Annotated in this window: 24 protein-coding genes; 15 read left to right on the plus strand and 9 right to left on the minus strand. The window is 66.2% G+C overall.

Annotated features, from left to right (window positions below; genetic code table 11):
- Positions 1-13: 13 nt before the first annotated feature.
- The 3 genes from ACZ48X_RS00540 to ACZ48X_RS00550 form a co-directional block, all read right to left on the minus strand.
- The gene (locus ACZ48X_RS00540; protein WP_336351526.1) at positions 14-460 is read right to left on the minus strand and encodes a universal stress protein; all 447 of its coding nucleotides are present in this window, start codon (positions 458-460) and stop codon (positions 14-16) included.
- A 95-nt stretch (positions 461-555) separates the two neighbouring features.
- Positions 556-987 carry a universal stress protein gene (locus ACZ48X_RS00545; protein WP_336351525.1) on the minus strand — a complete coding sequence of 144 codons (432 nt, stop codon included), beginning with the start codon at positions 985-987 and terminating at the stop codon, positions 556-558.
- A 253-nt stretch (positions 988-1,240) separates the two neighbouring features.
- Positions 1,241-1,588, minus strand: coding sequence for a DUF7344 domain-containing protein (locus ACZ48X_RS00550; protein WP_336351524.1), 348 nt, complete (start codon positions 1,586-1,588; stop codon positions 1,241-1,243).
- A 224-nt stretch (positions 1,589-1,812) separates the two neighbouring features.
- On the opposite strand from ACZ48X_RS00550, the gene ACZ48X_RS00555 reads away from it, so the two are divergent.
- Both ACZ48X_RS00555 and ACZ48X_RS00560 read left to right on the plus strand, forming a co-directional pair.
- Positions 1,813-4,836 carry a bacterio-opsin activator domain-containing protein gene (locus tag ACZ48X_RS00555; RefSeq protein ID WP_336351523.1) on the plus strand — a complete coding sequence of 1,008 codons (3,024 nt, stop codon included), beginning with the start codon at positions 1,813-1,815 and terminating at the stop codon, positions 4,834-4,836.
- A gap of 189 nt (positions 4,837-5,025) precedes the next feature.
- Positions 5,026-5,217, plus strand: coding sequence for a hypothetical protein (locus tag ACZ48X_RS00560; protein ID WP_336351522.1), 192 nt, complete (start codon positions 5,026-5,028; stop codon positions 5,215-5,217).
- A gap of 386 nt (positions 5,218-5,603) precedes the next feature.
- Here the strand turns inward: ACZ48X_RS00560 and ACZ48X_RS00565 are convergent, their stop codons facing one another.
- Complete coding sequence (locus ACZ48X_RS00565; RefSeq protein WP_227133077.1) at positions 5,604-5,882, minus strand: helix-turn-helix domain-containing protein; 279 nt, start codon at positions 5,880-5,882, stop codon at positions 5,604-5,606.
- Between the two features lie 61 nt (positions 5,883-5,943).
- On the opposite strand from ACZ48X_RS00565, the gene ACZ48X_RS00570 reads away from it, so the two are divergent.
- Positions 5,944-6,123 carry a DUF7563 family protein gene (locus ACZ48X_RS00570; protein ID WP_227133076.1) on the plus strand — a complete coding sequence of 60 codons (180 nt, stop codon included), beginning with the start codon at positions 5,944-5,946 and terminating at the stop codon, positions 6,121-6,123.
- 39 nt (positions 6,124-6,162) lie between these two features.
- On the opposite strand, the gene ACZ48X_RS00575 is transcribed toward ACZ48X_RS00570, so the two are convergent.
- From ACZ48X_RS00575 to ACZ48X_RS00590, 4 genes are all read right to left on the minus strand, one after another.
- Complete coding sequence (locus tag ACZ48X_RS00575) at positions 6,163-6,639, minus strand: DUF7344 domain-containing protein (RefSeq protein WP_336351521.1); 477 nt, start codon at positions 6,637-6,639, stop codon at positions 6,163-6,165.
- Positions 6,640-7,456: 817 nt separating this feature from the next.
- The gene (locus ACZ48X_RS00580) at positions 7,457-8,074 is read right to left on the minus strand and encodes a DUF7344 domain-containing protein (protein WP_336351520.1); all 618 of its coding nucleotides are present in this window, start codon (positions 8,072-8,074) and stop codon (positions 7,457-7,459) included.
- Between the two features lie 240 nt (positions 8,075-8,314).
- Complete coding sequence (locus ACZ48X_RS00585) at positions 8,315-8,629, minus strand: HalOD1 output domain-containing protein (RefSeq protein WP_336351519.1); 315 nt, start codon at positions 8,627-8,629, stop codon at positions 8,315-8,317.
- A gap of 688 nt (positions 8,630-9,317) precedes the next feature.
- On the minus strand, positions 9,318-10,265 hold the full coding sequence (locus tag ACZ48X_RS00590; protein ID WP_336351518.1) for an NAD-dependent epimerase/dehydratase family protein: 948 nt from the start codon (positions 10,263-10,265) through the stop codon (positions 9,318-9,320).
- 477 nt (positions 10,266-10,742) lie between these two features.
- Here ACZ48X_RS00590 and ACZ48X_RS00595 point away from each other — a divergent pair, with 477 nt between their 5' ends.
- From ACZ48X_RS00595 to ACZ48X_RS00645, 11 genes are all read left to right on the plus strand, one after another.
- Positions 10,743-10,958, plus strand: a complete 216-nt coding sequence (locus ACZ48X_RS00595; protein ID WP_336351517.1) for a hypothetical protein — start codon at positions 10,743-10,745, stop codon at positions 10,956-10,958.
- A gap of 488 nt (positions 10,959-11,446) precedes the next feature.
- Positions 11,447-12,109, plus strand: a complete 663-nt coding sequence (locus tag ACZ48X_RS00600) for a DUF7344 domain-containing protein (protein WP_336351516.1) — start codon at positions 11,447-11,449, stop codon at positions 12,107-12,109.
- A gap of 366 nt (positions 12,110-12,475) precedes the next feature.
- The gene (locus ACZ48X_RS00605) at positions 12,476-13,060 is read left to right on the plus strand and encodes an acyltransferase (RefSeq protein ID WP_336351515.1); all 585 of its coding nucleotides are present in this window, start codon (positions 12,476-12,478) and stop codon (positions 13,058-13,060) included.
- A complete protein-coding gene (locus ACZ48X_RS00610; protein ID WP_336351514.1) occupies positions 13,057-14,148 on the plus strand; it encodes a DegT/DnrJ/EryC1/StrS family aminotransferase in 1,092 nt (363 codons plus the stop codon). Before ACZ48X_RS00605 ends, ACZ48X_RS00610 begins: the two co-directional genes overlap by 4 nt.
- A gap of 5 nt (positions 14,149-14,153) precedes the next feature.
- Positions 14,154-14,744 (plus strand): metal-dependent hydrolase, encoded by a 591-nt coding sequence (locus ACZ48X_RS00615; protein WP_336351513.1) that lies wholly within the window; start codon positions 14,154-14,156, stop codon positions 14,742-14,744.
- Positions 14,745-14,960: 216 nt separating this feature from the next.
- On the plus strand, positions 14,961-15,692 hold the full coding sequence (locus ACZ48X_RS00620) for a polysaccharide deacetylase family protein (protein WP_336351512.1): 732 nt from the start codon (positions 14,961-14,963) through the stop codon (positions 15,690-15,692).
- Positions 15,692-16,819 (plus strand): glycosyltransferase family 2 protein, encoded by a 1,128-nt coding sequence (locus ACZ48X_RS00625; RefSeq protein ID WP_336351511.1) that lies wholly within the window; start codon positions 15,692-15,694, stop codon positions 16,817-16,819. The genes ACZ48X_RS00620 and ACZ48X_RS00625 overlap by 1 nt, the downstream gene beginning before the upstream one ends.
- The gene (locus ACZ48X_RS00630) at positions 16,816-17,940 is read left to right on the plus strand and encodes an ATP-grasp domain-containing protein (RefSeq protein ID WP_336351510.1); all 1,125 of its coding nucleotides are present in this window, start codon (positions 16,816-16,818) and stop codon (positions 17,938-17,940) included. The genes ACZ48X_RS00625 and ACZ48X_RS00630 overlap by 4 nt, the downstream gene beginning before the upstream one ends.
- A gap of 34 nt (positions 17,941-17,974) precedes the next feature.
- On the plus strand, positions 17,975-18,658 hold the full coding sequence (locus ACZ48X_RS00635) for an HAD family hydrolase (protein ID WP_336351509.1): 684 nt from the start codon (positions 17,975-17,977) through the stop codon (positions 18,656-18,658).
- Positions 18,659-19,295: 637 nt separating this feature from the next.
- A complete protein-coding gene (locus ACZ48X_RS00640) occupies positions 19,296-19,658 on the plus strand; it encodes an SHOCT domain-containing protein (protein WP_336351508.1) in 363 nt (120 codons plus the stop codon).
- A gap of 135 nt (positions 19,659-19,793) precedes the next feature.
- Complete coding sequence (locus ACZ48X_RS00645) at positions 19,794-21,785, plus strand: copper-translocating P-type ATPase (protein ID WP_336351507.1); 1,992 nt, start codon at positions 19,794-19,796, stop codon at positions 21,783-21,785.
- A 191-nt stretch (positions 21,786-21,976) separates the two neighbouring features.
- Here ACZ48X_RS00645 and ACZ48X_RS00650 read toward each other — a convergent pair whose 3' ends face one another.
- Positions 21,977-24,025, minus strand: a complete 2,049-nt coding sequence (locus ACZ48X_RS00650) for a VWA domain-containing protein (protein ID WP_336351506.1) — start codon at positions 24,023-24,025, stop codon at positions 21,977-21,979.
- Between the two features lie 430 nt (positions 24,026-24,455).
- Between ACZ48X_RS00650 and ACZ48X_RS00655 the strand changes: the two genes are divergently transcribed.
- Positions 24,456-25,979, plus strand: coding sequence for a lipopolysaccharide biosynthesis protein (locus ACZ48X_RS00655; protein ID WP_336351505.1), 1,524 nt, complete (start codon positions 24,456-24,458; stop codon positions 25,977-25,979).
- Positions 25,980-26,004: the final 25 nt, after the last annotated feature.

The raw sequence follows: 26,004 nt of genomic DNA on the forward strand, positions 1-26,004 counted from the left end.
GAGCGCCCGTCGGTCAGCGAACAACGGTGACCGGGCAGGACGCGCGCTCGACGAGGTTCTTCGCGACGCTCCCGAGGACGCGTTCTGCGCGCTCGCTCTTCCCGGTCGTGCCGACGAAGACGCCGTCAGCGTCCACGTCCGCAGCGTACGAGGCGACCTCGGACGCCGGGTTCCCGTAGAGGAGTTCCGTGTCGACCGAGAGCCCGAGCGCCTCGGCGTCCACCATGGACTCCTCGAGGATGCGCGCGCCGCGGTCCTCGGCGTCGCGGACGGTCGAGACGAGGAGGTCGTCGGCCTCGCTCACGTCCGCGAGTGGTTCGCTCGCAGTGCTCGCGTACACGTCGGGGTCCACGACGTGCACGAGCGTCACGTGGTCGCGGGTTGCGTCGACGAGCGACGCCGCGTATTCGATCGCTCTGTCACCGGCTGCCGACCCGTCGGTCGCGATGAGGAATCGCATACCTGATACAACGTCGGGAGAGGCCATAATGTTGCGCGTGCCTACCAGTCGGTGAGAACGGCCAGCAGTCCACGCGGAAGCCCCGTCGAGCCGGGTCAGGGAGCGCTGTCGACGCGTTCGGTCGCGACGACGACCTCGCAGTCCGCGGCGTCGGCGACGCGGCGGCCGACGCCACCGAGGTGGTTGTCGTGGTCGCCGTGTTCGCCGACGAAGACGAGGTCCGCGCTGACTTCGCGCGCGTACTCGAGGATGACGTCCACGGGAACGCCGTGCTTCACTGCGGTCTCGACGGCGACGCCGCGGTCCTGTGCGGTCTCCGCGACGTCGTCGACGAACCGGTGCCCGCGGTCCTCTGCTTCGATGGTCGACAGCTCGCCGGTACTCAGTCCGGGTTCGGCGTGCACTCGACGGTCGACGACGCAGAGACAGTGGAGGGTGGCGTTGCGCGCGTTCGCTTCTTCGAGTGCGCGGTCGGCGGCGTGCTGCCCGTGCTCGCTCCCGTCGACGGCTAGCAGAACTGTGGACATACCGCCACGTAGGACACTCGCGGACCTAACTGTAACCGACGGTTCGAGTGCACAACGTACCACTACCGCACCGTATTGTTGACCTATCACGATCGCACCGAGTTGTTGACCGATACGTCCGTTCGCTCCTGCGACCGCGTTCGCGACGCTCCGCGGAAGCGCGGAAGTTCGTCGATTTTGCTCCCAGTGGCCTCGTCGACGCGGTTGGTTCCCTCGACGAACCGGCTGGTCGCCGGATGTTCCGAGGCGGCGGTCAGGGCGACAGCGCAGTCGAGTTCCGTACTGGGTCGACGCGGTTCGTCGCCGCGTCGTACTCCACGACACCGGCGTCGTCGAGCCGCGGCAGGTGGTTGTGGTGGAGGACGATCTCGAACTCTCGTCGATGGGCGTCCACGTCGACGGTCGTCGGTGCGGTCGCCAGGACGACCTCGTCGGCGAGTTCCGACAGGTGTATCGGGGTCGTTCTGTCCGCGAGCACCCCGATGACTGCCCGTCGGTCCGAGTCAGAGAGCAGGTAGTGCCGTTCGTCGGGGCCGAGATGTCCGAGGAACGTACCGTTCAGGGCACGGTCACGCGACCATCTGTATGTGTTGTCGGTCATTGTCGTTCAGGCGGGTCGACTCCCCCCATAACCGAGTATTACTACCAGCGTTGCTAAGTCTCGCCTAGAACATTGTAGGGTGTTCGTCGGGCGGTGGTGGGAGAGTGTCGCAAGTTCGTGGTGAGCGTTGCGTACTGGTCGCTGACCAGGTGGTTTCCAGTTGTCCACGGACAGCGGCCTCCGCCGGCGGAGTGTTGAAGTGGGTTCGGGGCGTGACAGGGGGTATGGCGTCCATCACGCCGGCGCTCGCTGAGACGCTCTCGGTCCTCGAGGGGGCTGGGGAACCGCTTTCGACGACCGAGGTCAGTGACGAGCTCGGGGTGGGACGACGAAGCACGTACGACCGACTGGATAGGTTGAGCGATGCCGGGCACGTACGGACGAAGTCAGTCGGGGCAAGCGCCCGAATCTGGTGGACGTCGCGCGCAACGGGGGAGAAGTCGATAGCGACGGGTGTGGACGATACCGCTGCGAGTGCCTCCGCCGGCGATACCGCTGCGAGTGCCTCCGCCGGCGATACGGGGTCGGCGTCGGCCGAGTCGGGGTCGCCGGTTCCCGGTCCGTCGGTCGAAGCGGCGCTGGACGACGCGTCAGTGGGGGTGGTGACGTTCGACCGGGACGGACGCGTCGGGTTCGCGTCCGCGACGTTCCGAGCGCATCTCGGGTTCGAGGACGAGCCGACGCGCGAGCGCCTCGAACGTGTCGCGCTCGTTAGCGAGGGGAACGAACGCGTTCCGGACCCAGTCACAGACGTCTGGACGGAGGTCCGGGACGGACCGCGTCGCGTCCGCGTCGAGGACGAGGGCCGGTGGCTGGCGGTCAGCGTCCGCCCGACCGCGCCGGACAGCCTGGTCGTGACGACCCGGGACGTCACGCGACAGGCCGACTGGGAGTCCGAACTCGCGAACGCGTACGCGGCCGCCGAGGAAGAACTCGCCGCGTTCCGGTCGCGAGCCGTCGACGGGTTCGCGACCGTGGACGCGTCGGGGTACGTCGTGGACGTCGGCGACAGGTTCGCGCGAATCGTCTGCGACGTCGAGGACGAGGAGACCGTGCTCCTCGACCAGCACGTCGACACCGCGTTCGCCGCGACGCCCGACGCGAAGCGCGCTGTGATGGAGTGTCTCGACACCGGAACGGCGGTGAGCGTCGAGGACGCGACCGGGTTCGACGACAGACGGTTCGACCTCGAAGCCGTCCCCATCGACCACGGGGTCGCCGTCCACCTCCGCGACGTCACGGACCGCGTGGTTCGCGAGCGCGAGCTCCGTCGGTACGCGAGCCTCGTCGACGCCCTCGGCGAACCGGTCTACGAGCTCGACGAGTTCGGCGAGTTCACGTTCGTGAACGATGCGGCCGTGGAAGCGTCCGGGTACTCTCGGTCGGAACTCCTCGGGTCGCACGTCTCCATCGGGATGAGTGACGACGCGGTCGCGACCGTCGCCCAGCAGCTCGTCGACGTCCTGGACGCGGACGAACCCAGGCGATTACGCGCCGAGTACGAGGTCCAGCCGAAGGACGGCGAACCGTATCCCGTCGAGAACCGACTCGCGGTGCTCACGGACGACGACGGCCGGATGACCGGGACCGCCGGCGTCGTCCGCGACATCTCCGACCGCTGGGAGCGCGAACGCGAACTCGAGACGTACGAACGCATCGTCGAAACCGTCGAGGACGGCATCTACGTGCTCGACAGCGAGAACCGGTTCACGTTCGTGAACGACGCGTTCGCGTCCCTGGTCGATGCACCCGTGGACGACATCGTCGGTGCGGCGGCCCGAGAGGTGCTCGACGACGCGTTCGTCGAGAAAGCCGAGCGTGCGCTCGCGTCGACCGACGACGGCGACCGGGATGCGGGTCGGTTCCAGGGGACGGTCCGTGCGACGACCGACGAGACGTTCGTCGCCGACGTCCAGGTGTCCGCGTTCGGGTTCGAGGACGGCTGCGGTCGCGTCGGGGTGCTCCGCGACGTCACCGAGCGCGTGAACCGCGAACGGAAGATCGAGAGCCAGCGTGCGCGACTCGAGGCGTTGAACGAGATGAACGCGCTCGTTCGAGACGTCGCGTCCGCGGCCGTCGAGGGGTCGACGCGCGAGGACATCGAGGCGCTCGTCTGCGAGGAGCTCGCCGCTTCGTCGTCGTACTCGTTCGCGTGGATCGGTGGCGTCGAGTCGTACGACGGCACGGTCACGCTCCGGACCGAGGCGGGCGTGGACGGGTACCTGTCCGGGGTGACGATTACGACTGACCCGGCGGACCCGCGGAGTCACGGCCCGGTCGGGCGTGCGTTCCGGGAGCGCGCGGTGCAAGTCGTTCGGGACGCGTCGACCGACGCGCAGTTCGAGCCGTGGCGCGAGCTCGTCGACCGCCACGGGTTCGGGTCCGCGGCAGCGATACCGATCACGTACGAGGACGCGCTCTACGGGGTGTTGAGCGTGCACGCGGACCGCGAGAACGCGTTCACGGGCGAGGAGCGCGCGGTCGTCGAACGGATCGGCGAGTTCGTCGGGCACGCTATCGCTGCGGTGGAGCGCAAGCGCGCGTTGACCAGCGAGGAGGTCGTGGAGCTCGAGTACCGGGTCGAGGGCATCTACGACGAGTTCGCGGTGGACGTCGACCCGGGCGGTCGGATCGCGTTCGAGGAGACGGTTCGAGTGAACGACGACGAACTCCTCGTCTACGGGACGGTGACCGACGATGCGCGGGACGCGCTCGAGGGACTCGTGGACGCGTTCGAGGGGTGGCGGTCGGTGACGATCGTCGACTCGGCGGGCGGCGACGGCGAGTCGCGGTTCGAGTTGCGGACCGGGAACTCGCCGGTGTACATGCAAGCGATGGGGAGCGGTGGGTACATCGAGCGGGCGACGATCGAGGACGGCGAGTCCCGTATCGTCATGCACGTGCCGCCGGAGACGGACGTGCGGGCGGTGACGACCGCGGTCGTCGAGGCGTATCCGGGGGCGGAGCTCGTCTCGAAGCGCCAGTTCTCGCGGCCGATGGAGTCGATGACCGCGTTGCAGCGACAGGTCGAGGAGCTGTTGACCGAACGCCAGCTTGCGGTCCTCGAGGCGGCGTTCTACGGGGGGTTCTTCGAGTGGCCGCGGTCGGTGAGCGGGAAGGAGGTGGCGTCGTCGCTCGGCGTTGCGCCCCCGACGTTCAGCCAGCACATCCGGAAGGCGGAGCGGAAGGTATTCGCACTCCTCCTGGAGAGCGACGGTCGGGTCGACGACGTCGGCGCTCCCGAGTGAGCGCTGCGCCGACGCGATTCGTTTCGTCTGGCCGACAATCTTCCGGCGTCGGTCGTCGCCGGACGGGGTGAGTAGTACGGTCCTTCCGGCTGATCCGGGGCTTGGGATGTTTTCACAGGGAGACCTTACGCTTGCACTTGCTGACGTATGGAACCACTTACTAACGGTGTCGTACGCCAATGGTTACCTATGGTGGAACGACTGACTGAAGACGAGATGCGTCGAATCCAAGCATTCGCTGCGACACCCGCGTACGCGCGCAAGCCCGAGCAGCTCCTCCCGGAAGGCGCCGAACCAGATTCGACGGACGAGGCCGAGGAGAACGAGAAACGTCTCGCGAGCGCGTTCCCGAACGGCGGCCGTCATCGCCGCCCCCGCTGACGCGACTCCCGCTGACTCCCCGGCCTTCTTTCCTCACCCACGTGCCCCCTCTGTGACGTCCATCGACGCCGTATCGAGCGGTCGTTGCCCGTCCCGAAATCCACGCTTCTCGACGAGATAGTTCACCGCGGGCCCCTCGCCGCAGCCCGTCCCACCCCAGGGGCGGAGCGAGAACACCTGTTCAGCGCGTGCGTCCGAATGACGGGCCCATGACCGGGTTCGAGCGGACCGCTGGCGATTGACTGATCGAGAGATGGAATCCCGGAACGCCGGGCTTCGTCGAGCGACTGGCGAGACGTCGTCGCGCACGGAGGGCGTCCTTCGGTCGAGTGACTACTGGACGTGAGACGTCGCCGAGGAAGAGGGACGGGGTCGGTCGCGTACGATCACTCTGCGAGGTTCTGTGACTGCATCTCCTTCCAGATGCGCTCGCCTTTCTCGGTGATCCCGTAGACGCGACCCTTCCGCCGGTTCTCGGGGACGAGGAGCTCGACGAGATCGCGCTCGCCGAGTTCACGGAGTGCACGCGAGACGTGCGTGATCGCGATGTCCTCGTCGTTCGCGATCTGCGAGGGCGTCGCAGGACCCTGATTGAGGCGCCGGAGGACGGTCACGCGGTAGTTCGAGCTGATGACGAACCCGATCGCGTTCCACTCGTCGCTCATCCTACCAACCTCGTAGTGCTCGAATAACAATGCCACAGCACCGAGTGGGTCAAGCTGTACCATGGACGACCTTCGTTCCACTCCGGGACAGCAGGACGGAACGTGCGCGAACTGCGGCCGGCACGTCTCGGCGAGCTACGTGCGGGTCTTCGGCGATAATACCGGGACCCTGCATCGGTGCTCGACGTGCTCGACGGTGAGCGACGTGATGGACGGCCGTGGAAGCGGCCTGGATAGTTAACTGCGCTGTCGACCTGTTTCTGTAACTTCGGTTGATTTTTCATGAGTTGTCCTCGACGGAGGCATCTTCGACGATCGGTCGGCCGCGGTCACGGTCCACGTAGTGCGCCGCCGACAGGACGGCGAACGCGAGGACGACGATGACACCGGCGACCGCTTCGGGCAATACGTCCAGGAGCGGTACGCCCACGGCAACGCCCGCATAGAACGCCGCAGAGACGGCCGCGAGAATCGCGTAGTACCGATGCCAGGGTCGTTCGTCGTCGGACTCGGGCATGTACCGCTCGATCTCGCTCGCTCGGTCCGAGAGCTCGATGAGCCCCGACTCCGAGTCGTACTCGATGAGGTTCGTGGACACGAGCTTCGGAACGTGCGTCTGGTAGACCGAGACGTACACGCGTTTGGATTGCTTGTCGGTGAGTTCCTCGACCGGCGTGTCGTTCTCCCACGCTGCGATCTCGTTCGCGAGATCCATGAGGTCGACCGGGCCGTCGTGCTCGTGGAGGTACGATAGCATGAACCGTCGTCTCGAGTTACTGAGTATCTCGAAGACGGTGTCTTGCGTTAACTCACCTCCTTCGGATTCTGACATCGGTTTTGGATTCACCGGGAGTTGTTCTGCATGCGATTACCTCCTACCACGACGGTTGGACCCTTTGTTAAGTTCCGAATAGTCGAGGTAGGACGCTGGTACTTCAGGGCGGTCGGTACGCACCGCGTCGACGGCCCGGAATCGAGCGCCGTGAGTCCCTCGCCTGCCAGTGGCAGGCTGACCGAACTCCCCCCCGTTCGCGTCGATGTGCGTTTAAGAGCGCGGCTGTTCGGCGTGGGGTGGGTCGTCGAGCGCCCGAACCGGCTCGTGAGCCGATCGTCCACGGTCGATCCGTCCCGGGCGGCGCCGATGGGTGCAGCCGGACGCGGGTGTCGGTATCGTCGTCGGTCACGCACCAGGGGCGGGTCGAGGCCGCCGGTTCTGGCGGGGTCCTGGACGTCGGTCGTCTGTGACTCTCGTCGCGGTATCGCAGCGACGGGGCGAGCCGGTGGCCTCGCGTGTCGTCTCGCCTCGAACCGCCTGACGGCGTTCACTGGCGACCACCACTGGCGTTGTCGAGCTGGTGGCTCGAGGCGGCGTCGTCGGGGTTCGTTCGTCGTGTCGGTGTCTCGTACATGGTTGTCTCTGAGCCACGTCGCGCAACTCTGACGCGGTCGATACCCTGTAGGTGGCGGAGAATGCGTTTAGTTATGCGTCAGTTTGAGTGTAACAGCACGGAATTATTCCGAGTAGAAGACGTGTAACCGTTCGATACGGGCCGTTCAGCGTCTTCGGACGGCGTTCAGGCTACGTGGTCGCGATAGCCGATGACTGCAGCGGCGAGAACGCCACCGAGAAGGACGAAACCGCCGATGGCGATGCCAGTCCCGCCGGCAAGTGCGGCGAAGAGGTACGCGACCACACCAGCCACCGAGAGTATGGCGAACGGCGTCCCGAAGCGAATCGTTTCGTCCTCACTGGATTCAGCTTCGATGTCGAGGTACGGGCGGAGCTGGTCGGCGTTGGGGCCGACCTCGATGGTGCCGCGGTCCTTGTCGAACTCGATGACGCCGGCGTCGGCCATCTTCGGGAGGTGGCACTGGTAGAGCGCGACGTACACGCGCTTTCGTTGCTGCGAGGACAGCGCGTTCACCGGCATGTCGTTCTCGATCGCGGCGACGTGTTCGGCGAGGTCACCGATCCGGATGACGTCGTCGTCGGTGACGGCGAGGTACCCGAGGACTCGTTGCCGGCGTTCGTTCCGGAGGATGTCGAAGACCCGCTCCAGTGGCAGTTCGGCGTCGTCTCCGCCGAGGCCCACCAGCGGTTCGTCGAGTCCCGCTGGAGCGTCGTCCTCACTCGTCCCCCGCCCGCCTGGCTCGACCCCTGAGTCGGTGTTATTGTCGTATGTATCGTTCATGCTCCCCCGCGGTTCGAGTCGGCGAGCGAGGCACCGTATCGGACGTGCTCGCTCTCCCCCGTTGTGCTCGACGGCCCCATACGTCCCCGACGTCGGTGATTAGTTCAGATACTCTCTCGAATTATATAAGATTTTTGTAGCGACCGTGGTAGTACCTCCATATGTCTATTACCCATTTCCAAAGGTATCTGAAGTTACAACGGCTCTGACTTTCGATGGCACGAGACCACAGGACGGGCCTCAGGCGCTTTCGTACTCGGAGTTCGGGGTGACGACGATACGACCGATGTTCGAGACGAACACCTCGCAGTCCTCGAACTCGAAGGAGAGCGAGAGCTCGTGGGCTGGTTCCTGCGCGGAGAACAGTTGTTCGATCGCGTCGCAGTCGACCCATTCCCCGAGCGGTGGTACCTCCGTGACGCTCTGGTCGGTCGCTTCGGCGACGGCGGTCGCCATGCGTGCGGTGATCGACTCCGCCGTCCGCGGGTCGAACTCGACGATCTGTTTGCTCGGTTGCTCGGCGGCGGTGTTCGATTGTAAGTTAGCTTCTGTCATTATTCGTAGTTTTGGACGGCCGTCGACGAGTGCCCCCGCAGCGCCACTGGCCGTCCATTCTTCTCAGATGCCTGCACACCCAGGTATAAATATTCACCGCATCCGAAGTAAAGAAACGTCGATATGGTTTCAACGAGTTTCCCTAGTCTGCGATACGATGTGCTGAATCGGTTCGAATCTGGTATGTTCGCGTCGTGACCTCCCCTACGGTGACCCGTGAACGCCTCGAGGGCCGTCGCCGGTGCGATCGCTGACGACGACTGCCACGTGGAGTGAGCGACAGCGGGAAAACGAAAATACGGGGACTGCTCCCCGTCGAACGTCGAGTGAAACGTCGTCCGTGTGGGGGTGGATGGGGGTCGACTGACTGAGTCCGGGGTGGCAGATGGACGTGGTGGGGGTTCGTCCGTGGAGCGACGTTTCGTCGCCACCCATGAGTCCCTATGCCAGGGCGTACCTTTGTTATATAGCTATTTCGAGAAGCACCAATCGAGTAAGTATTGCAATTTCGACGCCGTGGGACGGATAGGAGCGATGATTCGGGTCGAAGCGATTTCGGTCCGGGCGACCGGTCTATCGAGCAGTTCGGCCGCCACCACGACGACTTCGGGGAAGGCGACTCGAGGTTACTGCAGTGACCAGTCGGTCGAACGACAACAGTAGCAGTCGTTCGAGCGGGCCCGGTCGTTCAATCTGCTGCCAGGGTTCGGCCGACGAGCGACGCGAGTCCGTCGGAGAGCGAGATCGTCGCTTCGAACCCGAGCTCGTCGCGAGCCGTCGTGGTATCGGCGCAACTGTCCTGGATGTCCGCGGGCCGCGGGTCGTCGTGGACGACCGGAACGGATTCCGGCGCCAGGTCGCTGACGAGGCGCGCGAGCTCCACGACACTCGTCGTGGTTCCAGTGCCGACGTTGAACGCGTTGCCGGTCGCCGGCGTCGTTGCGGCGGCCACGAGCGCGCGGACCACGTCGATGACGTGGACGAAGTCACGGGTTTGGCTGCCGTCACCGTGGACGACGAGCGCGTCGCCTGCGCGTGCTCGCGCGATGAACGATGGAACGACGCCATCGCGTTGACCAGGGCCGTAGACGTTGAAGAAGCGGAGTGCGACGGCGTCGCAGTCGTACCAGTCCGCGTACCCGCGGACGTACTGGTCGGCGGCGAGCTTCGAGATGCCGTACGGGCTCCGCGGGGTCGTCGGTTCTGTCTCCGAGATTGGGAGTTGACTGGGGCGGCCGTAGACCGCGGCGCTCGATGCGAGGACGAGGCGTGCATCCTGCGCGGCGGCTCGTTCGAGCAGGTACGCGGTCGCGGTCGTGTTGACGTCCAGGGTCTCCGTCGGTGCGTCGAGCGTCGCTGGAACCGAGGGGATGGCGGCGAGGTGGAAGACGTAGTCGACGGCGTCGGTGAGTTCGTCGACGAGCGCGCGGTCGGTGACGGTGCCGACGGTGAGCGTGGCGTCGTCGTGGACGCTGCGCTCGTTGCCCGTCGAGCAGTCGTCGAGGACGTGGACGTCCGCGTGCGGGGCGAGCAGGTCGACGAGGTGGCTGCCGATGAAGCCGGCGCCGCCGGTAACGAGGATCCGTGCTCCCCGGAGCGGCGAGTCCGCGTCGAGCGTCGGTGTGTCGTGCGTCATTGGGAGTGTGGACGGCGGAATAGTGGTTTGTTATGGGCGTGCTTCTCTCGTCGAAGGGGTGGTTGGTGACGCGGCTGTGATTCCCGACGCCGGTCGTGGTCGTCGCTGACGGGGAGAACGTGGTCCGGGTTCCGTCGCGCGCTTTCGAGCGGTCGACGTCGGGAAGTAACGACCATGTACGACCGCATGGCGATTCCCATAGGAAATTACCATCCGGGTGGCGGTGGCTGCCGTTGGTTCGTGTTTCTTGGTAACACGGCGTTAGGAAGAACCGTCGGCTTCCGACCACCGAACACCACCGAACCACCACGTCGCGCACGCTTCTGGTAACTAACTCGGCAATACTGTTAATGCCAGTAGGACGGTGTTTCCCACCATGCCTGGAAGATGGGTGTTCCAGACGAACCAGAACAGACCGGTTTCTGGGTGGACCGGAACCAAACTGAAACGCGATACTGTCCTCGGTGGTGAGGACGCGTGAACGAATCGGCAACCGAGACCTGGGAACGAGTCTCCTCGAACCCAGATCCCGAAGACGACCTCGGGTACGACCTACAGGCCCTGAGCATCATCACGGTCGGCGACCGCAACGAACAGTGCATGGTCATGCCCAGCGACGCCGACCACCTGGAGAACGACGAGTTCCTCGTCGCCGACCCCGAGCTGGTCTGCGACCTCCACGAGCGCCGCTAGCCAGCGACCGACGATACTTCTGATTACGGCCCAGACGCTACGGGAGTACTTACCAGTAGGCTCAGTAAACCGTCGGTAGGACCATCGAGCCACGATTTTTGCCGACAGGTATGTTACCAATACGGATGGATAGAACCGGTCTAACAAAGACATCATAGCGGGTATAACGCTACTGTCGCGGAACGGAAGCCGCCTACCCGTCGACACTGGAGGGGAATCGACCACGTACCGGGCACAGCAGTCGCCGACGACTGCGCTCGGTATTGGCTGAGACCACCTGCACGATGCCGAGGGTCCCCGCGTTCACGCGCGGTGATCCGTCAACACGTGCGACCGCACCCGCTCTGGCGCCTCGAACTACAGGGGCGTTCGACGAAGTGGGGAGCGGATCCGTCAAACGGAGAGAGACAGACCAATGCAATACAACAAATCGGCCACCATGATAGACGCAGGTTCGACCGGACCTGGGGGGAACGAACGGAGTGCCGATGTCGACTGAATCACAATCGACCAACGTCACCGAGGAGGAGACGTCGGTCACCGAACAGGTGAACGCGAGCGAGCGACTGGAGACCGAGGCGCTCGCCGAGCCCGAGACGGAACTGGAACTCGACCAGGTGTTCGAGATACTGAAGAACCAGCGGCGTCGCTACGTCCTCCAGTACCTGAACGAGGTCGACGATACCGTCTCGATGAGCGACCTCGCGGAGGAGATCGCTGCGCTGGAGAACGGGAAAGAGGTCAGTCAGCTCTCCTCGAGCGAACGCAAGCGCGTGTACGTCGGGCTCTACCAGTGCCACCTCCCGAAGATGGATAGCATGGGCGTCGTCTCGTTCAACAAGCCACGTGGACTCATCGAACGCGGCCCGAACGCGGCGGTGTTCGACGAGTACCTCGAATCCGAGCCCGAGGACGACGGTCCGGCATGGCACCGCATCCACGCGATCACCGCGGGCGCGAGCGCCGTCACGCTCCTCGTCGCGTTGCTCGTGCAGCCGTTCGTCGCCGCACCGCTCGTCGTGCTCGCGGGACTGCTCATCGTCGCCGCGAACGTCGGGTGTTCGGCCGCGCACTACCAGTGGGTGCGAGCGAACGGCGACGAGGACGACGACGGCGTCGGCGTCGCGATCGGCGAGACGTCGTCGGCCTGAATCGGGACCACGAACGTTCGGGCGTCGACCGAGGCGATTTCTGCGAGAGACCGATTGACAATCACTGCATCCTTGTACACGTCCACTGGTCGACGAGTCACGAATCCCGGCTCCCGTCGGCGTTCTTCGTACCGCTATCGGTCCGCGTTCGCGTGCAGGGACCCGACGGGTCCGCCCGGAATCGACTGCGGGGTCGCCCGGCAGTGCGGTCCTGTCGCGCACGAAGGCCGCGCATAACAAAACCGATATCACGACTACCGACTGCCAGAGCGGGGTGGCGTCGGACCCAGCCCCGTGGAGATACATCATGCACGCACGGACAGTACGCAGTACCGGTATCGTCGTCGAACAGCGGGAGGTGTCGCGATGACGGTCGCGGAGCTCGGCGAGAACGTCGTCGTCGAGCCTGGCGCGACCGTCGGCTACGAGTACGCGGAGAACGTCGGCCCGGCCGTCGTCCTCGGGGACGCGAAGATCCGGAAGGGAACGATCGTGTACGCCGACACGGAACTCGGTCGCGGCCTCCAGACGGGACACAACGCGCTCATCCGCGAGCGCTGCATCATCGGCGAGAACGTCCTCGTCGGCACGAACACGGTCCTCGACGGCCTCCTGACCGTCGGGAACGACGTGAGCATCCAGACTGGCGTGTACGTGCCGCCGGAGACGAGCATCGGGGACGACGTGTTCCTCGGGCCGAACGTCGTGATGACGAACGACCCGTACCCGCTCCGGCAGGACGTCCAACTGAAGGGGCCGACCATCGAGGACGGCGTGTCCGTGGGCGCGAACGCGACCATCCTCCCCGGCGTCACCGTCGGGAAGAACGCGTTCGTGGCCGCTGGCGCGGTCGTCACCGAGGACGTCCCGCCGAACACGCTCGCGGTCGGTGTTCCCGCGCAACACCGGCCGCTCCCGAAGGAACTCGCGGCGGAGAACGTCGTGGCATGATCCCGGTTGCGAACCCCGTGTTCGGCGACGCGGAGAAGGAGGCGGTACTCGCGGTGCTGGACTCCGGGATGGTCGCTGACGGTCCCGAGGTCCGGCGGTTCGAGGAGGAGTTCGCGGCGTACTGCGGCGCGAACCACGCGGTCGCGACGTCGAACGGGACGACCGCGCTCGTCGCCGCACTCGTCGGTCTGGGAATCGGTGAGGGCGACGTGGTCGTGACGACGCCGTTCTCGTTCGTCGCGAGCGCGAACGCCATCCGGCTCGTCGGCGCGGAACCGGTGTTCGCGGACGTCGACCCGCGGACGTACAACCTCGACCCCGAGAAGGCGCGTGCCGCGGTCCGCGAGCACGACGCCGACGCCATCCTCGCCGTGCACCTGTACGGGCTTCCCGCTGACGTCGCCGCGCTCCGCGAGATCGCCGACGAGGAGGACGTCCTCCTGCTGGAGGACGCCGCCCAGGCGCACGGTGCGCGCTACGACGGCCAGCACGTCGGGACGTTCGGGGACGCCGCCGCGTTCTCGTTCTACCCGACGAAGAACATGACGACGGGCGAAGGCGGGATGGTCGTCACGAACCGCGAGGACGTCGCCGAGCGCGCGGCGAGCTACGTGAACCACGGTCGCGGCCCCGAGGGCGGGTACTCCCATCGCGACCTCGGGTCGAACCACCGCATGACGAGCATCGGCGCGGCCATCGGGCGCGTCCAACTCGAGCGACTCCCGGAGTGGATCGAGGCGCGACGCGAGAACGCAGCCGCGTTGACCGACGCGCTCTCGTCCGTCCATGGCGTCATGGCGCCCGTGGAACCCGACGGGAGCGAGCACGCGTACCACCAGTACACCGTGCGCTGCACGGACCGGGACGCGGTCGCCGCGCACCTCGAGGACGCGGGCGTCGGCAGCGGCGTGTACTATCCGACGATAATCCCCGAGCTGGAAGCGTACGACGGCTACGACGCGGACGTCCCGGTCGCTCGCGCGGCGAGCGAACAGGTGCTCTCGCTCCCCGTCCACCCCGGCCTCTCACCCGAGGACGTCGACCGGGTGGTGAACGCGCTCCGGTCCGTGGACGTCGAGGCGCGATAGCCCGGATGTGGCCGTGGGAGCACGCCGCCGTCGGCTACGTGTGCTACTCGGCCGCCACCAGACTCCTCGCGGGCGACCCGCCCGAAGGCGACCCCGTGCTCTTCCTCGCCGTCGGCACCCAGTTCCCCGACCTCGTCGACAAACCGCTCTCGTGGGGGCTCGGCGTGTTCCCCACCGGGTACGCCGCCGGTCACTCCGTCCTCGTTCTCCTCGCACTAACAGTTCTCGCGCTCGCCGCCCTCCGCGACGACGGCCGCCAACGGAACGCGGTCCCGTTCCTCGTCGGCGCGTGGACGCACGTCGCCGGCGACGTCGTCTCGCCGCTCAGAGCCGGTGAACCACTCGGCGTCGACCGCGTCCTCTGGCCGGTCGTCGAACGAGAACCGTACCCCGACGATCTCGGCGTCGAACGCGGCCTCGTCTACCTCCGGGAGTACCTCGCCGACCTCGGGACCGCGGACGTCAGCACGGGTCTCGTCCTCGGAATCGCACTCGGGATGGCGTCGGTCGTGCTCTGGCTCGTCGACGGCGCACCGGGCGTTCGAACGGTCGCCACGAGAGTCGAGGCGGTCGCTCGCCAGCTCCGGAGGCGCTGACCCGGATTCGAACGTCGAACTCGGGTACGGTCCCCTTCCTCCACGAGACCGGTCGCGTCGAGAGGTATGCTCGTACTGTCCCGGGCACCCCGCGCGAGTACAAGCCGGTTACCGTTCGCAGCGAGCGCCTGCTGAAGGCGAGAAACCGGCCGCCGGAGCGCCGAACCGAGTATGCGATTCATTACTAATCCCGTCCTGACCCTCCCCGAAGGTAACATGGGAGAAACCTCGAAGCAACTGCAACGAACCGTCGACTTCACGTACGAGTGGTACGGCGAGTTCCTCGACGACGTGAAGGCGGCGGGTTACACCTTCCGGTCGTTCCACGACGACCTGGCGGCGGGCGACGTCGTCCTCAGGCACGACGTGGACCTCTCGGTCGACGACGCGCTGACGATGGCTCGCCTGGAAGCCGACCGGGACGTCACGGCGACCTACTTCGTTCTCCTCTCCTCGGTGCTCTACAACCCGCTCCGGGGGGAGACGCGCGACGCCCTCCGCGAGATACAGTCGCTCGGGCACGAGGTCGCGCTGCACTTCAGCACGCACGAGTACTGGCCCACGGACTCCCCGCCCGCCGACGAGGAGCTCGAGGCGCGCGTCGCCGAGGAACTCGCCATCCTCGAGACGGTCACCGGCGACGACCGCCGGCTCGTCTCCTTCCACAAGCCCCCGCAGTGGACGTTCGCGAGGACCTACGACGGGTTCGCGTCGACGTACGAGGCGCGGTTCTTCGAGGACGTCCAGTACGTTGCGGACTCCCGCCAGCGCTGGCGCGACGACCCGCCAGCGGTCGAGGACTTCGAGGACACCGTCCAGATACTCACGCACCCCGGGCTCTGGAGCGACGCGGACGGGACGTTCGACGAACGCATCGAGCAGGCAGTGACTGCAGCGTGCCAGACCGCGGGACAGACCGCTGGCCGCGAGTTCCTGGGTGGTTGGTGATGTACCGAGACATGACCATCGCCGTCGTCGTCCCGGCGTACAACGAGGAAGGGTTCGTCGGCCGCGTCATCGAGGATCTCCCGGCGTTCGTCGACCGCGCGTACGTCATCGACGACGGGTCGACCGACGACACGTGGGCGGAGATCACGGAGTACGCGGCACGGAAGAACGCCGCGCACGACGGCCGCTACGAGGACCTCGTCGTCCCCATCCAGCACGAGGAGAACCGCGGCGTCGGGGGCGCCATCAAGACCGGGTACCAGCGCGCGCTCGCGGAAGGCGTGGAGGCGACCGCGGTCCTCGGCGGCGACGACCAGATGGATCCCCGCGAACTCGAGAAGTACCTCGACCCCATCGCTGACGGCGTCGCCGGGTACACGAAGGGGAACCGGTTCGTGCGCGCCGGCGACTGGGCGCACATGCCGCGGTTCCGGCTCGTCGGGAACGTCGTCCTCTCGCTCCTGACGAAGGTCGCGAGCGGCTACTGGGGGTCGATGGACTCCCAGAACGGCTACACCGCTATCTCGCTCGACGCCCTGGAGCGCACGGACATCGACGGGATGTACGAGTACTACGGGTACTGTAACAACCTGCTCGCGCGCCTGAACGCCGCCGACGTCGTGGTGGCGGACGTCCGCCGGCAGACCGAGTACGCGTACCAGGACGGCTGGAAGAGCCACATCGACTACAAGGAGTACGTCCCGCGCGTCTCGAAGATGCTCTTCGAGACGTTCCTGTGGCGGATCAACCGCAAGTACCTCGTGAAGAGCTACGACCCGCTCGCGCCGCTGTACGGCGTCGGGATGGCGTCGATGGCCGCGGGCGTCCTCGGGTACCTGAACTCGGTCGTCCGGAAGGACGGCGAGGACGCGGGGTCGTGGTTCCTCGCGACGCTCGTCGGGGCGCTCGCGTTCCTCTACGCGACGCTCCGCGACCTCGAGGACAACGAGGACCTGAACGTCGTCATCGACCCCGAGGCAGACGCGGCCCGCGAACGCGCCGAGGACGGCCTGGCGACCGAATCCCCGCGCGCCGCCGCCGACGGCGGCGAACCGGTGAGCGATGCGGGCGACGGCGACGAGCTAGCTGCCGACGCGAGCGACGACACCGCGGGTGAGACCCGATGACCGGGCGTCGCGACGTCACCGTCCTGATGACCGGCGCGGGCGCACCCGGCGCGTCCGGTATCGTCCGGAGTCTCCGCGCCGCACCCGACCGCGACGTCCGCATCGTCGGCGTGGACGTGAACCCGGACGCGTACGGGTTCGCGCTCGTCGACGAGCACGCCGTCGTCCCGAGAGGCGACGACCCCGAGTACGTCGACCGCATGATCGAACTCGCCGCCGAGGTGGACGCGGACGTCGTCCTCCCGCTCTGCACCGCGGAACTCCAGCCGCTCGCGGAGAACCGCGAGCGCTTCGACGCGACCGTGATGGTGTCCGCGCCCGACCGGCTCGCGGTCGCGAACGACAAGGCCGGCCTCTACGGGTTCCTCGCCGACGAGGGATTCGCGTCCGCGCCCGAGTTCCACCGCACCGAGACGCGCGAGGAGTTCCTCGACGCCGTCGAGGCGCTCGGCTACCCGGACCGGCCGGTGTGCTTCAAGCCGCCTGTCGGGAGCGGGAGTCGCGGGTTCCGCGTCCTCGACGAGGGCGCGAACGACCTGGACGCGTTCCTGAACGAGAAACCGGACGCGGCGACGACGACCCTCGACGACGTCCTCCCCATCCTCGACGCCGGGGACGCGTTCCCCGAGCTCGTCGTGATGGAGTACCTCCCGGGCGAGGAGTACAGCGTCGACGTCCTCGCGACCGGCGACGACGTCCACACCGTCGTCCCGCGCTCGCGAGCCCGCACTCGCGCCGGCATCAGCTTCGAGGGCGTCGTCGAACAGCGCGAGGACCTCATCGAGGAAGCGGCGGGCATCTGTCGCGGCCTCGGCCTGGAGTACAACGTGAACGTCCAGTTCAAGGAGAACCCCGATGGCGTGATGAAGGTCATCGAGATCAACCCGCGCGTCGCCGGCACCATCATCATGTGCGTCGGCGCCGGCGCGAACCTGCCCTACATGGCCGTCCAGCACGCGCTCGGCGAGCACGTGCCCGAACCCGACGTCGCGTGGGGCACCAGGATGGTCCGCTACTGGGACGAGGTGTTCACAGCGCCCGACGGCAGCACGTACCACGTGCATCCCGACGCGTTCGACCGGGAGCGAACCGACCGACTCGACCCCACTCCCAGCCCGTGACCCGAACCGACCGACTCCAGCCCACTCCCAACCCATGACCCAGACCGCCGTCTGCTTCGACCTCGACGACACGCTCTACGATTACCACGAGTACGCCAGGGCCGGCCTCGCGGCCGCCGCCGACCTCGTGCATCGTCGCTCCGGGAAGCGCGTGCACGGCGACCTCCTGTCCGCGTACTTCGACCCGAACGTCGACGCGGGCACGTTCGACGTCCTCCTCGAGTCGTACGACCTCCCGAGCCTCACCGTCGACGACCTCGTCGACGCCTTCCACGACGGCGCACACGCCCCCCTGGACCCGTACCCGGAGACCGAGCGCGTCCTCGACGCGCTCGGCACCGAGCACGCGCTCGGCCTCATCACGGACGGCCGCGGCGGCCAGTCGAAACTCGACCGACTCGGCATCCGCGACCACTTCGATAGCGTCCTCGTCACGCACGACCACGGGCGCTCCAAGCACGAACGCGGCGTCTTCGAGGAGTTCCTCGCCGACCTCGACGTCCACCCCACCAGAGCGACGTACGTCGGCGACGACCCGCGCGTCGACTTCCGCGCCCCCAACGAACTCGGGATGACCACCGTCCGCCTCCGCCGCGGCCGCTACGTCGACCTCGAACCCGAGGACGACGCCGCCGCCCCCGACTACGAGATCGCCACCCTTGACGGCCTCCTGTCGGCCATCCCCACCATGCACGTCGAACGCGGCGTCGTCGAGTAAAGACCGGCTTTCGCCGCCGGTCTCCAATCCATCCAGTCCACCCCGGTCTTGGAAGAGCCTCATTCTCACACGCCAGCGGTCACTGACGAATCGGCGCACGTTCTCAGGCTCCCGAAATCCTCGACGAACGCTGCGAGTACGACGAGCGCGGCGACGATTGTGATAGCGAGCAAGCCGAACTGCCGTCGGTCGTGTCCATCGTCGCGATCGGGTCCCGGTTCACACCGAACCCCGAATATAATCTAGAGAAAGGAGAACACCGTTCAATGCGATTGTGCTTACGATCGCAAGGCTTTCACGGGGTAGAACATTTGGATTTGAGGTCTTTGCCGGGAGTGTCTGCACTGCAACACAGACGGTGTCGGAAGACGCGTCGCGACCGTCCGATTCCGGGTGTTGAGCGGCGGTTCGCATCCACGGGCACGATCGACGAAGTTCGCAAACGCCTAGCTACAAGCACGAAGCGAACCACACTGAGCGTCGAGGGAATGAGTTGCGAGCACTGCGAACAGACCGTCCTGTTCGCACCAGGTGTGATACCCTCTCCGAATCCACTTTCGGTCGCAACCCCTTGCTCGCACCTCACATTGGATTCGTAACCAGAACCGAGGTTAAAGGGGCAGTCGTATTTGACAACATGGACCAACCACTCCAGCAACGATGCGGTGGACGACTCCTCGCAACGGTAGCACTGCTCGTGATGCTCGTAGTCGCTTTCAGCGGGCCAGTAGCCGCACACACTGGCGACGACGGCTTCCACCACCACGACGGATGGATGGGGTCCCACGGCGGGGCCTTCGGGTACCTCTGGATGACCCTCTGGATGGTCGTCCTGATTGGTGTTCCGCTGGGACTCGGGTACCTGTTTCTCACCCGCCGCGACTCCAGCGACGTGAGGACCGACGACGCACTGACCGTCCTCCGGCGTCGCTACGCCAAGGGTGAAATCGACGAGGAAGAGTTCGACGCGCGGCGCCACACCCTGCAGGATGGTGAGTGACCCGTGGCCGACGATCACGCTCATCACGATCCGCATAGCGGCCACGACGAGCGCCACGATGACCACGGCGGCACCCACGGAGACGCGGGGAGTGGCCACGGCGACCACGGCAGCGTGCACACTGGTCACGAACAAATGTTTCGTCGCCGGTTCTTCGTCTCGACGCTGCTCTCCGTCCCAGTTCTCCTCTACAGCGAAACCATCCAGTCGTGGCTCGGCTTCTCCGTCCCCGCGTTCCCCGGTAGCGAATGGCTAAACCCCTTCTTCGCCGTCGTCGTCTTCGCGTACGGTGGCGTCCCGTTCCTCAAGATGGCGGTACCGGAACTGAAAGATAGGGCGCCGGGGATGATGACGCTCATCTCGATGGCGATCAGTGTCGCGTTCATCTACAGTCTGGCAAGCGTCGTCTTCCCCACGTCCTCGGCGTTCTTCTGGGAACTGGTGACGCTCATCGACATCATGCTACTGGGCCACTGGATAGAGATGCGGTCGGTGAGGCGGGCTTCCAGCGCACTTGACGAACTGGCGAAACTCATGCCCGACACCGCGGAGCGCGTCACCGATGACGGCACCGAGACGGTGCCCGTCAGTGACCTCTCAGAGGGAGACGTCCTCCTCGTCCGCCCAGGAGCGAGCGTGCCCGCTGACGGCGTCGTCGAAGAGGGTGACTCGGACGTGAACGAGGCGATGATCACCGGTGAATCCAAACCCGTTTCGAAAGAGCCGGGCGATGACGTCATCGGCGGGACGGTAAACGGCGACGGCAGCCTCCGCGTCCGCATCGACGCAACCGGCGACGAAACGACGCTAGCAGGCATCATGCGACTGGTCGACGAAGCGCAGTCGAGCAAGTCGAGGACGCAGGTGCTCGCCGACCGGGCGGCGGGGTGGCTGTTCTACGTCGCTGTCGGTGCAGCCGTCGTAACTGCTATCGCGTGGACGGTGGCGGTGTCGTTCGACGCAACGGTCATCGAGCGCGTGGTGACGGTGCTGGTCATCGCTTGCCCGCACGCGCTCGGCCTTGCCATCCCGCTGGTGGTCGCCATCAATACCTCGCTTGCGGCGCGCAACGGTATGCTCGTCCGGGACCGCATCGCCATGGAGCAGGCTCGTAACCTCGATGCCATCATCTTCGACAAGACCGGGACGCTCACCGAGGGCGAACACGGTGTCGTCGGCATGAGGACGGTATCTGACGTCAGTCAGGACGATGCGCTCGCGCTCTCGGCGGCCGTCGAGAGCGACTCCGAGCACATGATCGCTCGCGCCATCCGCGAGGAGGCCAGCGAGCGAGGTGTGGACGTCCCGGACGCGAGCGGGTTCGAGGCGATGAAAGGCCGCGGAGTCAGGGGAACTGTGGACGGGCAAGCGGTCTACGTCGGCGGACCGAATCTATTGAATCATATCGATAGTGAGGTGCCCGACGTACTCGCTGATTTCGCTGACGAGGCCGGCGAGAACGCACAGACCGTCGTCTATCTCGTTCGAGACGGCGACCTCGTCGCGGCGTTCGCCATGGCCGACGTCATCCGAGACGAGAGCTACAGCGTCGTCGAGGCCCTGCACGACCTCGACATCGAGGTGGCGATGCTGACCGGCGATTCCGAGGACGTGGCAGCCGCGGTCGCCAACGAGCTGGGCATCGACACCGTCTTTGCGGAGGTATTACCCGAAGACAAGGATACGAAGGTCCAGGAGCTCCAGGACGAGGGGAAACTCGTAGGGATGGTCGGTGACGGCGTCAACGACGCACCCGCGCTGACCCGCGCGGATGTCGGTATCGCCATCGGAAGTGGGACGGACGTGGCCGTCCAGTCGGCCGACGTCATCCTCGTCCAGAACAATCCGATGGACGTGGTACGACTGGTGAAACTGAGCAAGGCCAGCTACCGGAAGATGCAGGAGAACATCGTCTGGGCGGCGGGCTACAACGTCTTTGCACTCCCGCTCGCTGCCGGTGTCCTCGCTCCAATCGGTATCCTACTGTCGCCTGCTGTCGGTGCGCTGTTGATGTCGCTGAGTACGGTCATCGTCGCGATAAACGCGCAACTGTTACGTCGGGTCGACCTCTCCGTACCGAGGGTTGCAGGGGTGCGAGCGTCGGATGCCGCACAGCAGGCTGACTGACGGGGACTAGCCCCTTCTTGGGCACCCAACAGGGAAGTCGCCCTCCCTGACTCCACGCGATTGCGTAGAAACGTGGCGAGGCCTCTCGGTGTTACTCGGGAGAGGGTGGAACCACGTGATTCGACGGCTGCTCGCTGACGGTGATTGACTGGGAAAAGACGAATAGTGCCTACGAAAGGCGGGGAGTCGCGTTAGCGCCGCCGGGAGACGAGGAGTGCGGCGGCGATGAGCGCGACGAGGGCGACGATGATGGAGAACCCGGGCGTGGAGCCGTCTGCGGGGGCGTCATCGTCGTCCCCGGGGTCTGCGGTCGTCGGTTCGGTCGTGGTGGGTTCGCTCGTGGTGGGGGCGGGGTCGACCTGGAGTTGGCCCTGGTCGACGCCTGCGACGGCGAGGTCGTAGGTGCCGGGGTCGTTCGCGACGAACGACATCGGGACCGTGATGGTCTCGCCGGCGGGCACCTCGACGAACTTCGTCTCGACGGTCTGGCCGTCGAGTGAGACGGTCGCGTCGTAGGACTGTGCGCGCGTCCCGTTGTTCGTCACGGTGATGGAGGCGGTGACGAGGTCGCCTTCGGTGACGCTGGTGGCGCCGACGTCGACGCTCCCGACGGAGAGCGCGGGGTCGTCGACGACGAGCGCGAACGTCGACAGCCGACTGGTGCTCGCGACGACGTGCCCGGGGGCACCGTCGACGTTGCGTTGCGTGAGCTGCATCCATTCGCCGCCGTCGGTGTCGTACCGGTAGATCTCGACGTCGTCACCGGACTTCAGGAACTCGAAGGTGACCGACCGGAGGTCGGCGGTCGAGAGCGACGAGGTGACCGAGAGGTACCGGACCGCGCGGGCGTCCGACGCGATAGCGGGCGTACCCTCGGGAGGTGCTTCGATGCGTTCGAGCGTCAGGTCGAACGCGAGGTCGTGCTGGATTTTGACGGCGGTGGGGCGCGAGTCTATCGTGATGGACGTGAGTTCGTTCCCGGTGCCGGCCAGGATCGCGGACGGCGGCAGGTCGATGGTCACGGGAACGCCGGCGTTGGCGTCAGCGACCGTCGCTTGTAACCGGTCGCCGGCGTCGTTCTTGGTGACGTCTATCGACATCGGGTAGGGTTCGCTGACGTGGACGACGTCGACGCGCTGGTTCGAGAGCACCATCTTGTAGTCACCCGCTTGGTCGAAGCGGTGGACGAGCGTGGTGCTCGTCTCCGAGAGGTGACCGACGGTGACGCGCTTCTCGGCGAGCAGTTCGCCGTTCGTCGTCAGGAACAGGTTGTACGTGCCCTCGGCGAGACCCTTGTTGCGGAGCGTGACGTTGAACTCCACGGATTCGCCGACCTCGATCTCGGTGCGGTTCACGGACTGTTCGACGACGTTGATGTTCGGGCCGACCTCGAACTCGTTGTTGCTGTCGCTCCCGGACTTCTCGGGGGCGTTGACAGCCTCGAAGACGTTGGTGGCGACGCGCTCCATCGTCCGATCCGCGTTCGTGTCGATGCTCAGCCAGTCGCCGCCGACGTCGTCCGCGAGCGTCCGGAGTTCGTTGTCGCTGCTGCTGTCGCACGGCGGCGAGTGGACGTCGCACGAGCTGGCGCTCGCGCTCGACGGTGAGACGGAGAGGAACGTGTAGTCCTCGAGCCGGTCGATCGCTTGTTGGCGAGTGGCGGCGTCGCTGTCGTCGTCCTCGTCGGTGATGAGGACGATGACGCGTTCCGCGTCGGACCGGTAGTTCATCTCGGTCGCCTTCAGGATGGCGTCGGACGCGCGTTCGGTGTTCCCGGACGGCGAGAAGATCATCGCGCGCTCGATGGCGTCGAAGTCCGACGTGAACGGTTGTCTCACGGTCGCGGACGAGGTGTACGTGACGAGCCCGAATCGCGCGTCGACGTCGCGTTCGAGGAGCGTCCGCTGGAACGTCTGGAGTTCGTTCGCGAGCTCGTACCGTTCCGTGTTCATGCTGTCGGAGCGGTCCATCACGAACACCACGTCGACCTTCTTCGAGGTGGCTTGCGTTTGCGTGGTGGTGCTCGTGGACGCGACGGTGCTGGTGGTTTCGAGCGCGAGCACGCTGTCGTTCGCGGAGAGCGATTCGTTCGAACCGGCGGCGAACGTGGTCGTTGCCGCGGCGACGGTGGAGGTCGTCACGAGCAAGGCGACGAGAACGACGGCGACGCGTGCGAGCGTCGTGGTTTCCGGGCGTCCGGTTGCGGACGCCCTGATGCTGCGAGTTCGGTCGGGTGACATACGGTTCTACGAGGGAGTCGACGGTACCTTGTAACGGGTAACATACCGGTGTGAACGCGTTCCGAACCCGTCCGTAACAGTAGAGTAGTTGATAGGCGGTGCTGGCTGCCGGTTTCGGCCGGAACGAGGCGGATAGGGAGGGACTGAAGGGGTGGCTAGGCGACCTATAACTATCCCCGAGACAGCGGTTCTGTTCGGTAGAACGCCGTGGCTCGCAGTCGGGCGACCGCGGCAGCTATCAGATGACACAGTCCCGCCGTCACAGACCCATCGGTTCGAGAACCCATCGCTATGGCGCCACCTTCGCTCGTTCGGGGGCGTCCCCTCGCTGTCGTGCACGCTCCGGTTCGGAGACCGGGTGCGTCGGCGTCTGCGAGCGCGTCGCTTCGTGTGATCGCGTCGCACCTGCGCCGGGGAGGACGTCGTAGCGATGGTCGGGTTCGAGAACTTCACCGAGCGACTGCTCTCCATCGTGAGCGCTCGCGTGCTGACGCTCGTCATCACGTTCGTCACCACGCCGATCGTCGTCCGGCTCCTGGACCCCGCGGGGTACGGGAACTACGCGGTGCTGTTGTCGGTGTTCACCATCTGGATCCTCCCGGTGAGTTCGGCGGTGACCGAGGGCGTCCAGAAGTACGTCGGCGAGGACCGCGACGGCGACGCGGCCTGGGGCGCGCGCGTCGTCGGGTTCTACTTCCTCTTCGGGGGTGCGCTCGTCGTGGTGTCGGTCGCGCTCCTGCTCGCGTTCACCGCCCTCGGCGGGGCCGCGTGGCTGTTCGGTGACTCGTTCACGCTGTACTTCTACCTGCTCGCCGCGTTCGTGCTCGTCGCGCAGTTCCGCGCGATCGGCTACCACGCGGTGCTCGGGTTCGGGAACGAGAAGGCGACGGCGACGTTCGACGTCGCGAAGAAGTTCCTGACGATGGCGGTCGGCATCACGCTCGTCGTCACCGCCGGGATGGGGGTCGCGGGGATGCTCGTCGGGCACGTCGTCGCGAACGTCATCATCGCGGTGGCGGCAGCGTTCATCGTCGTCCGGACCGCAGACCTGTCCGCGGTCACGTTCCAGTCGATGCGTGAACTCCCGCTGCGGGAGCTCGTCGCGTTCAATGCCCTGAACGTCGTGCTCGTGTTCCTCGTCTTATCGATGGCGCACGTCGACGTGCTGATGCTGCGGACGTTCGGGTCGCCGGAGTCGACCGGGTTCTACAAGGCGGCGTTGAGTACGAGCGAGTACCTCTGGATCGTCCCGATGGCGCTCCAGACGGTGCTCTTGCATTCGAGTTCGAGCCTGTGGGCGGAGGGCCGGACCGAGGAGTTGTCGCGTATCGCGAGCCGGTTGACGCGCTACACGCTCCTGCTCGTGGTCCTGATGGCGCTCGGGATGGCAGTGCTCGTCGACCGCTTCGTCCCGTTGTACTTCGGTGCGGAGTACGAGGCGTCGATCGTCCCGTTGCTCGTGCTTCTCCCGGGCGTCGTCGGGTTCGCGGCGGCGCGGCCGCTGCAGGCGATCGGGCAGGGGTCGGGGAACCTCCGGACGCTCATCGTCGCGGTCGGTGGCGCCGCCGGCCTGAACTTCGCCCTGAACGCGCTCCTCATCCCGCAGTACGGGATGATGGGGGCGGCGGCGGCGACGAGCGTCGGGTACGGGTCGATGTTCGCGTTCCTCCTGTGGTCCGCGTACCAGCTCGGGTACGACCCGCTCCAGGACGTCCGGCCGGTTCGACTCCTCGCGACGGCGGTCATCTCCGCGCCGGTCGTGTGGGGCGTGAACGAACTCGTAACGAACGACGTGCTCGCGCTCCTCGTCGTCCCGCCGATCGGGTTCGTCGTGTACTTCGTCGCCGCCGTCGGCGTCGGCGCCGTCGGTATCGACGAGGTGCAGTCCATCGCGGACCGCGCACCGAGCCGACTCGCCGCGCCGCTGCGCGCCGCGCTCTCGTGGGTCAGCTGAGACCGACTGTTTCGGTCTCGGACCG

This window comes from Halorubellus litoreus (assembly GCF_055378595.1).

Coding starts and splice junctions, on each gene's coding strand:
- ACZ48X_RS00575 (WP_336351521.1), bottom strand. CDS start 6,639: ATGCTATCGTACCTCCACGAGCACGACGGCCCGGTCGACCTCATGGAT.
- ACZ48X_RS00615 (WP_336351513.1), top strand. CDS start 14,154: ATGTGGCCGTGGGAGCACGCCGCCGTCGGCTACGTGTGCTACTCGGCC.
- ACZ48X_RS00640 (WP_336351508.1), top strand. CDS start 19,296: ATGGACCAACCACTCCAGCAACGATGCGGTGGACGACTCCTCGCAACG.
- ACZ48X_RS00570 (WP_227133076.1), top strand. CDS start 5,944: ATGGACGACCTTCGTTCCACTCCGGGACAGCAGGACGGAACGTGCGCG.
- ACZ48X_RS00630 (WP_336351510.1), top strand. CDS start 16,816: ATGACCGGGCGTCGCGACGTCACCGTCCTGATGACCGGCGCGGGCGCA.
- ACZ48X_RS00610 (WP_336351514.1), top strand. CDS start 13,057: ATGATCCCGGTTGCGAACCCCGTGTTCGGCGACGCGGAGAAGGAGGCG.
- ACZ48X_RS00625 (WP_336351511.1), top strand. CDS start 15,692: ATGTACCGAGACATGACCATCGCCGTCGTCGTCCCGGCGTACAACGAG.
- ACZ48X_RS00645 (WP_336351507.1), top strand. CDS start 19,794: ATGTTTCGTCGCCGGTTCTTCGTCTCGACGCTGCTCTCCGTCCCAGTT.
- ACZ48X_RS00580 (WP_336351520.1), bottom strand. CDS start 8,074: ATGAACGATACATACGACAATAACACCGACTCAGGGGTCGAGCCAGGC.
- ACZ48X_RS00600 (WP_336351516.1), top strand. CDS start 11,447: ATGTCGACTGAATCACAATCGACCAACGTCACCGAGGAGGAGACGTCG.
- ACZ48X_RS00620 (WP_336351512.1), top strand. CDS start 14,961: ATGGGAGAAACCTCGAAGCAACTGCAACGAACCGTCGACTTCACGTAC.
- ACZ48X_RS00540 (WP_336351526.1), bottom strand. CDS start 460: ATGCGATTCCTCATCGCGACCGACGGGTCGGCAGCCGGTGACAGAGCG.
- ACZ48X_RS00545 (WP_336351525.1), bottom strand. CDS start 987: ATGTCCACAGTTCTGCTAGCCGTCGACGGGAGCGAGCACGGGCAGCAC.
- ACZ48X_RS00560 (WP_336351522.1), top strand. CDS start 5,026: ATGGTGGAACGACTGACTGAAGACGAGATGCGTCGAATCCAAGCATTC.
- ACZ48X_RS00655 (WP_336351505.1), top strand. CDS start 24,456: ATGGTCGGGTTCGAGAACTTCACCGAGCGACTGCTCTCCATCGTGAGC.
- ACZ48X_RS00635 (WP_336351509.1), top strand. CDS start 17,975: ATGACCCAGACCGCCGTCTGCTTCGACCTCGACGACACGCTCTACGAT.
- ACZ48X_RS00590 (WP_336351518.1), bottom strand. CDS start 10,265: ATGACGCACGACACACCGACGCTCGACGCGGACTCGCCGCTCCGGGGA.
- ACZ48X_RS00555 (WP_336351523.1), top strand. CDS start 1,813: ATGGCGTCCATCACGCCGGCGCTCGCTGAGACGCTCTCGGTCCTCGAG.
- ACZ48X_RS00550 (WP_336351524.1), bottom strand. CDS start 1,588: ATGACCGACAACACATACAGATGGTCGCGTGACCGTGCCCTGAACGGT.
- ACZ48X_RS00605 (WP_336351515.1), top strand. CDS start 12,476: ATGACGGTCGCGGAGCTCGGCGAGAACGTCGTCGTCGAGCCTGGCGCG.
- ACZ48X_RS00650 (WP_336351506.1), bottom strand. CDS start 24,025: ATGTCACCCGACCGAACTCGCAGCATCAGGGCGTCCGCAACCGGACGC.
- ACZ48X_RS00565 (WP_227133077.1), bottom strand. CDS start 5,882: ATGAGCGACGAGTGGAACGCGATCGGGTTCGTCATCAGCTCGAACTAC.
- ACZ48X_RS00585 (WP_336351519.1), bottom strand. CDS start 8,629: ATGACAGAAGCTAACTTACAATCGAACACCGCCGCCGAGCAACCGAGC.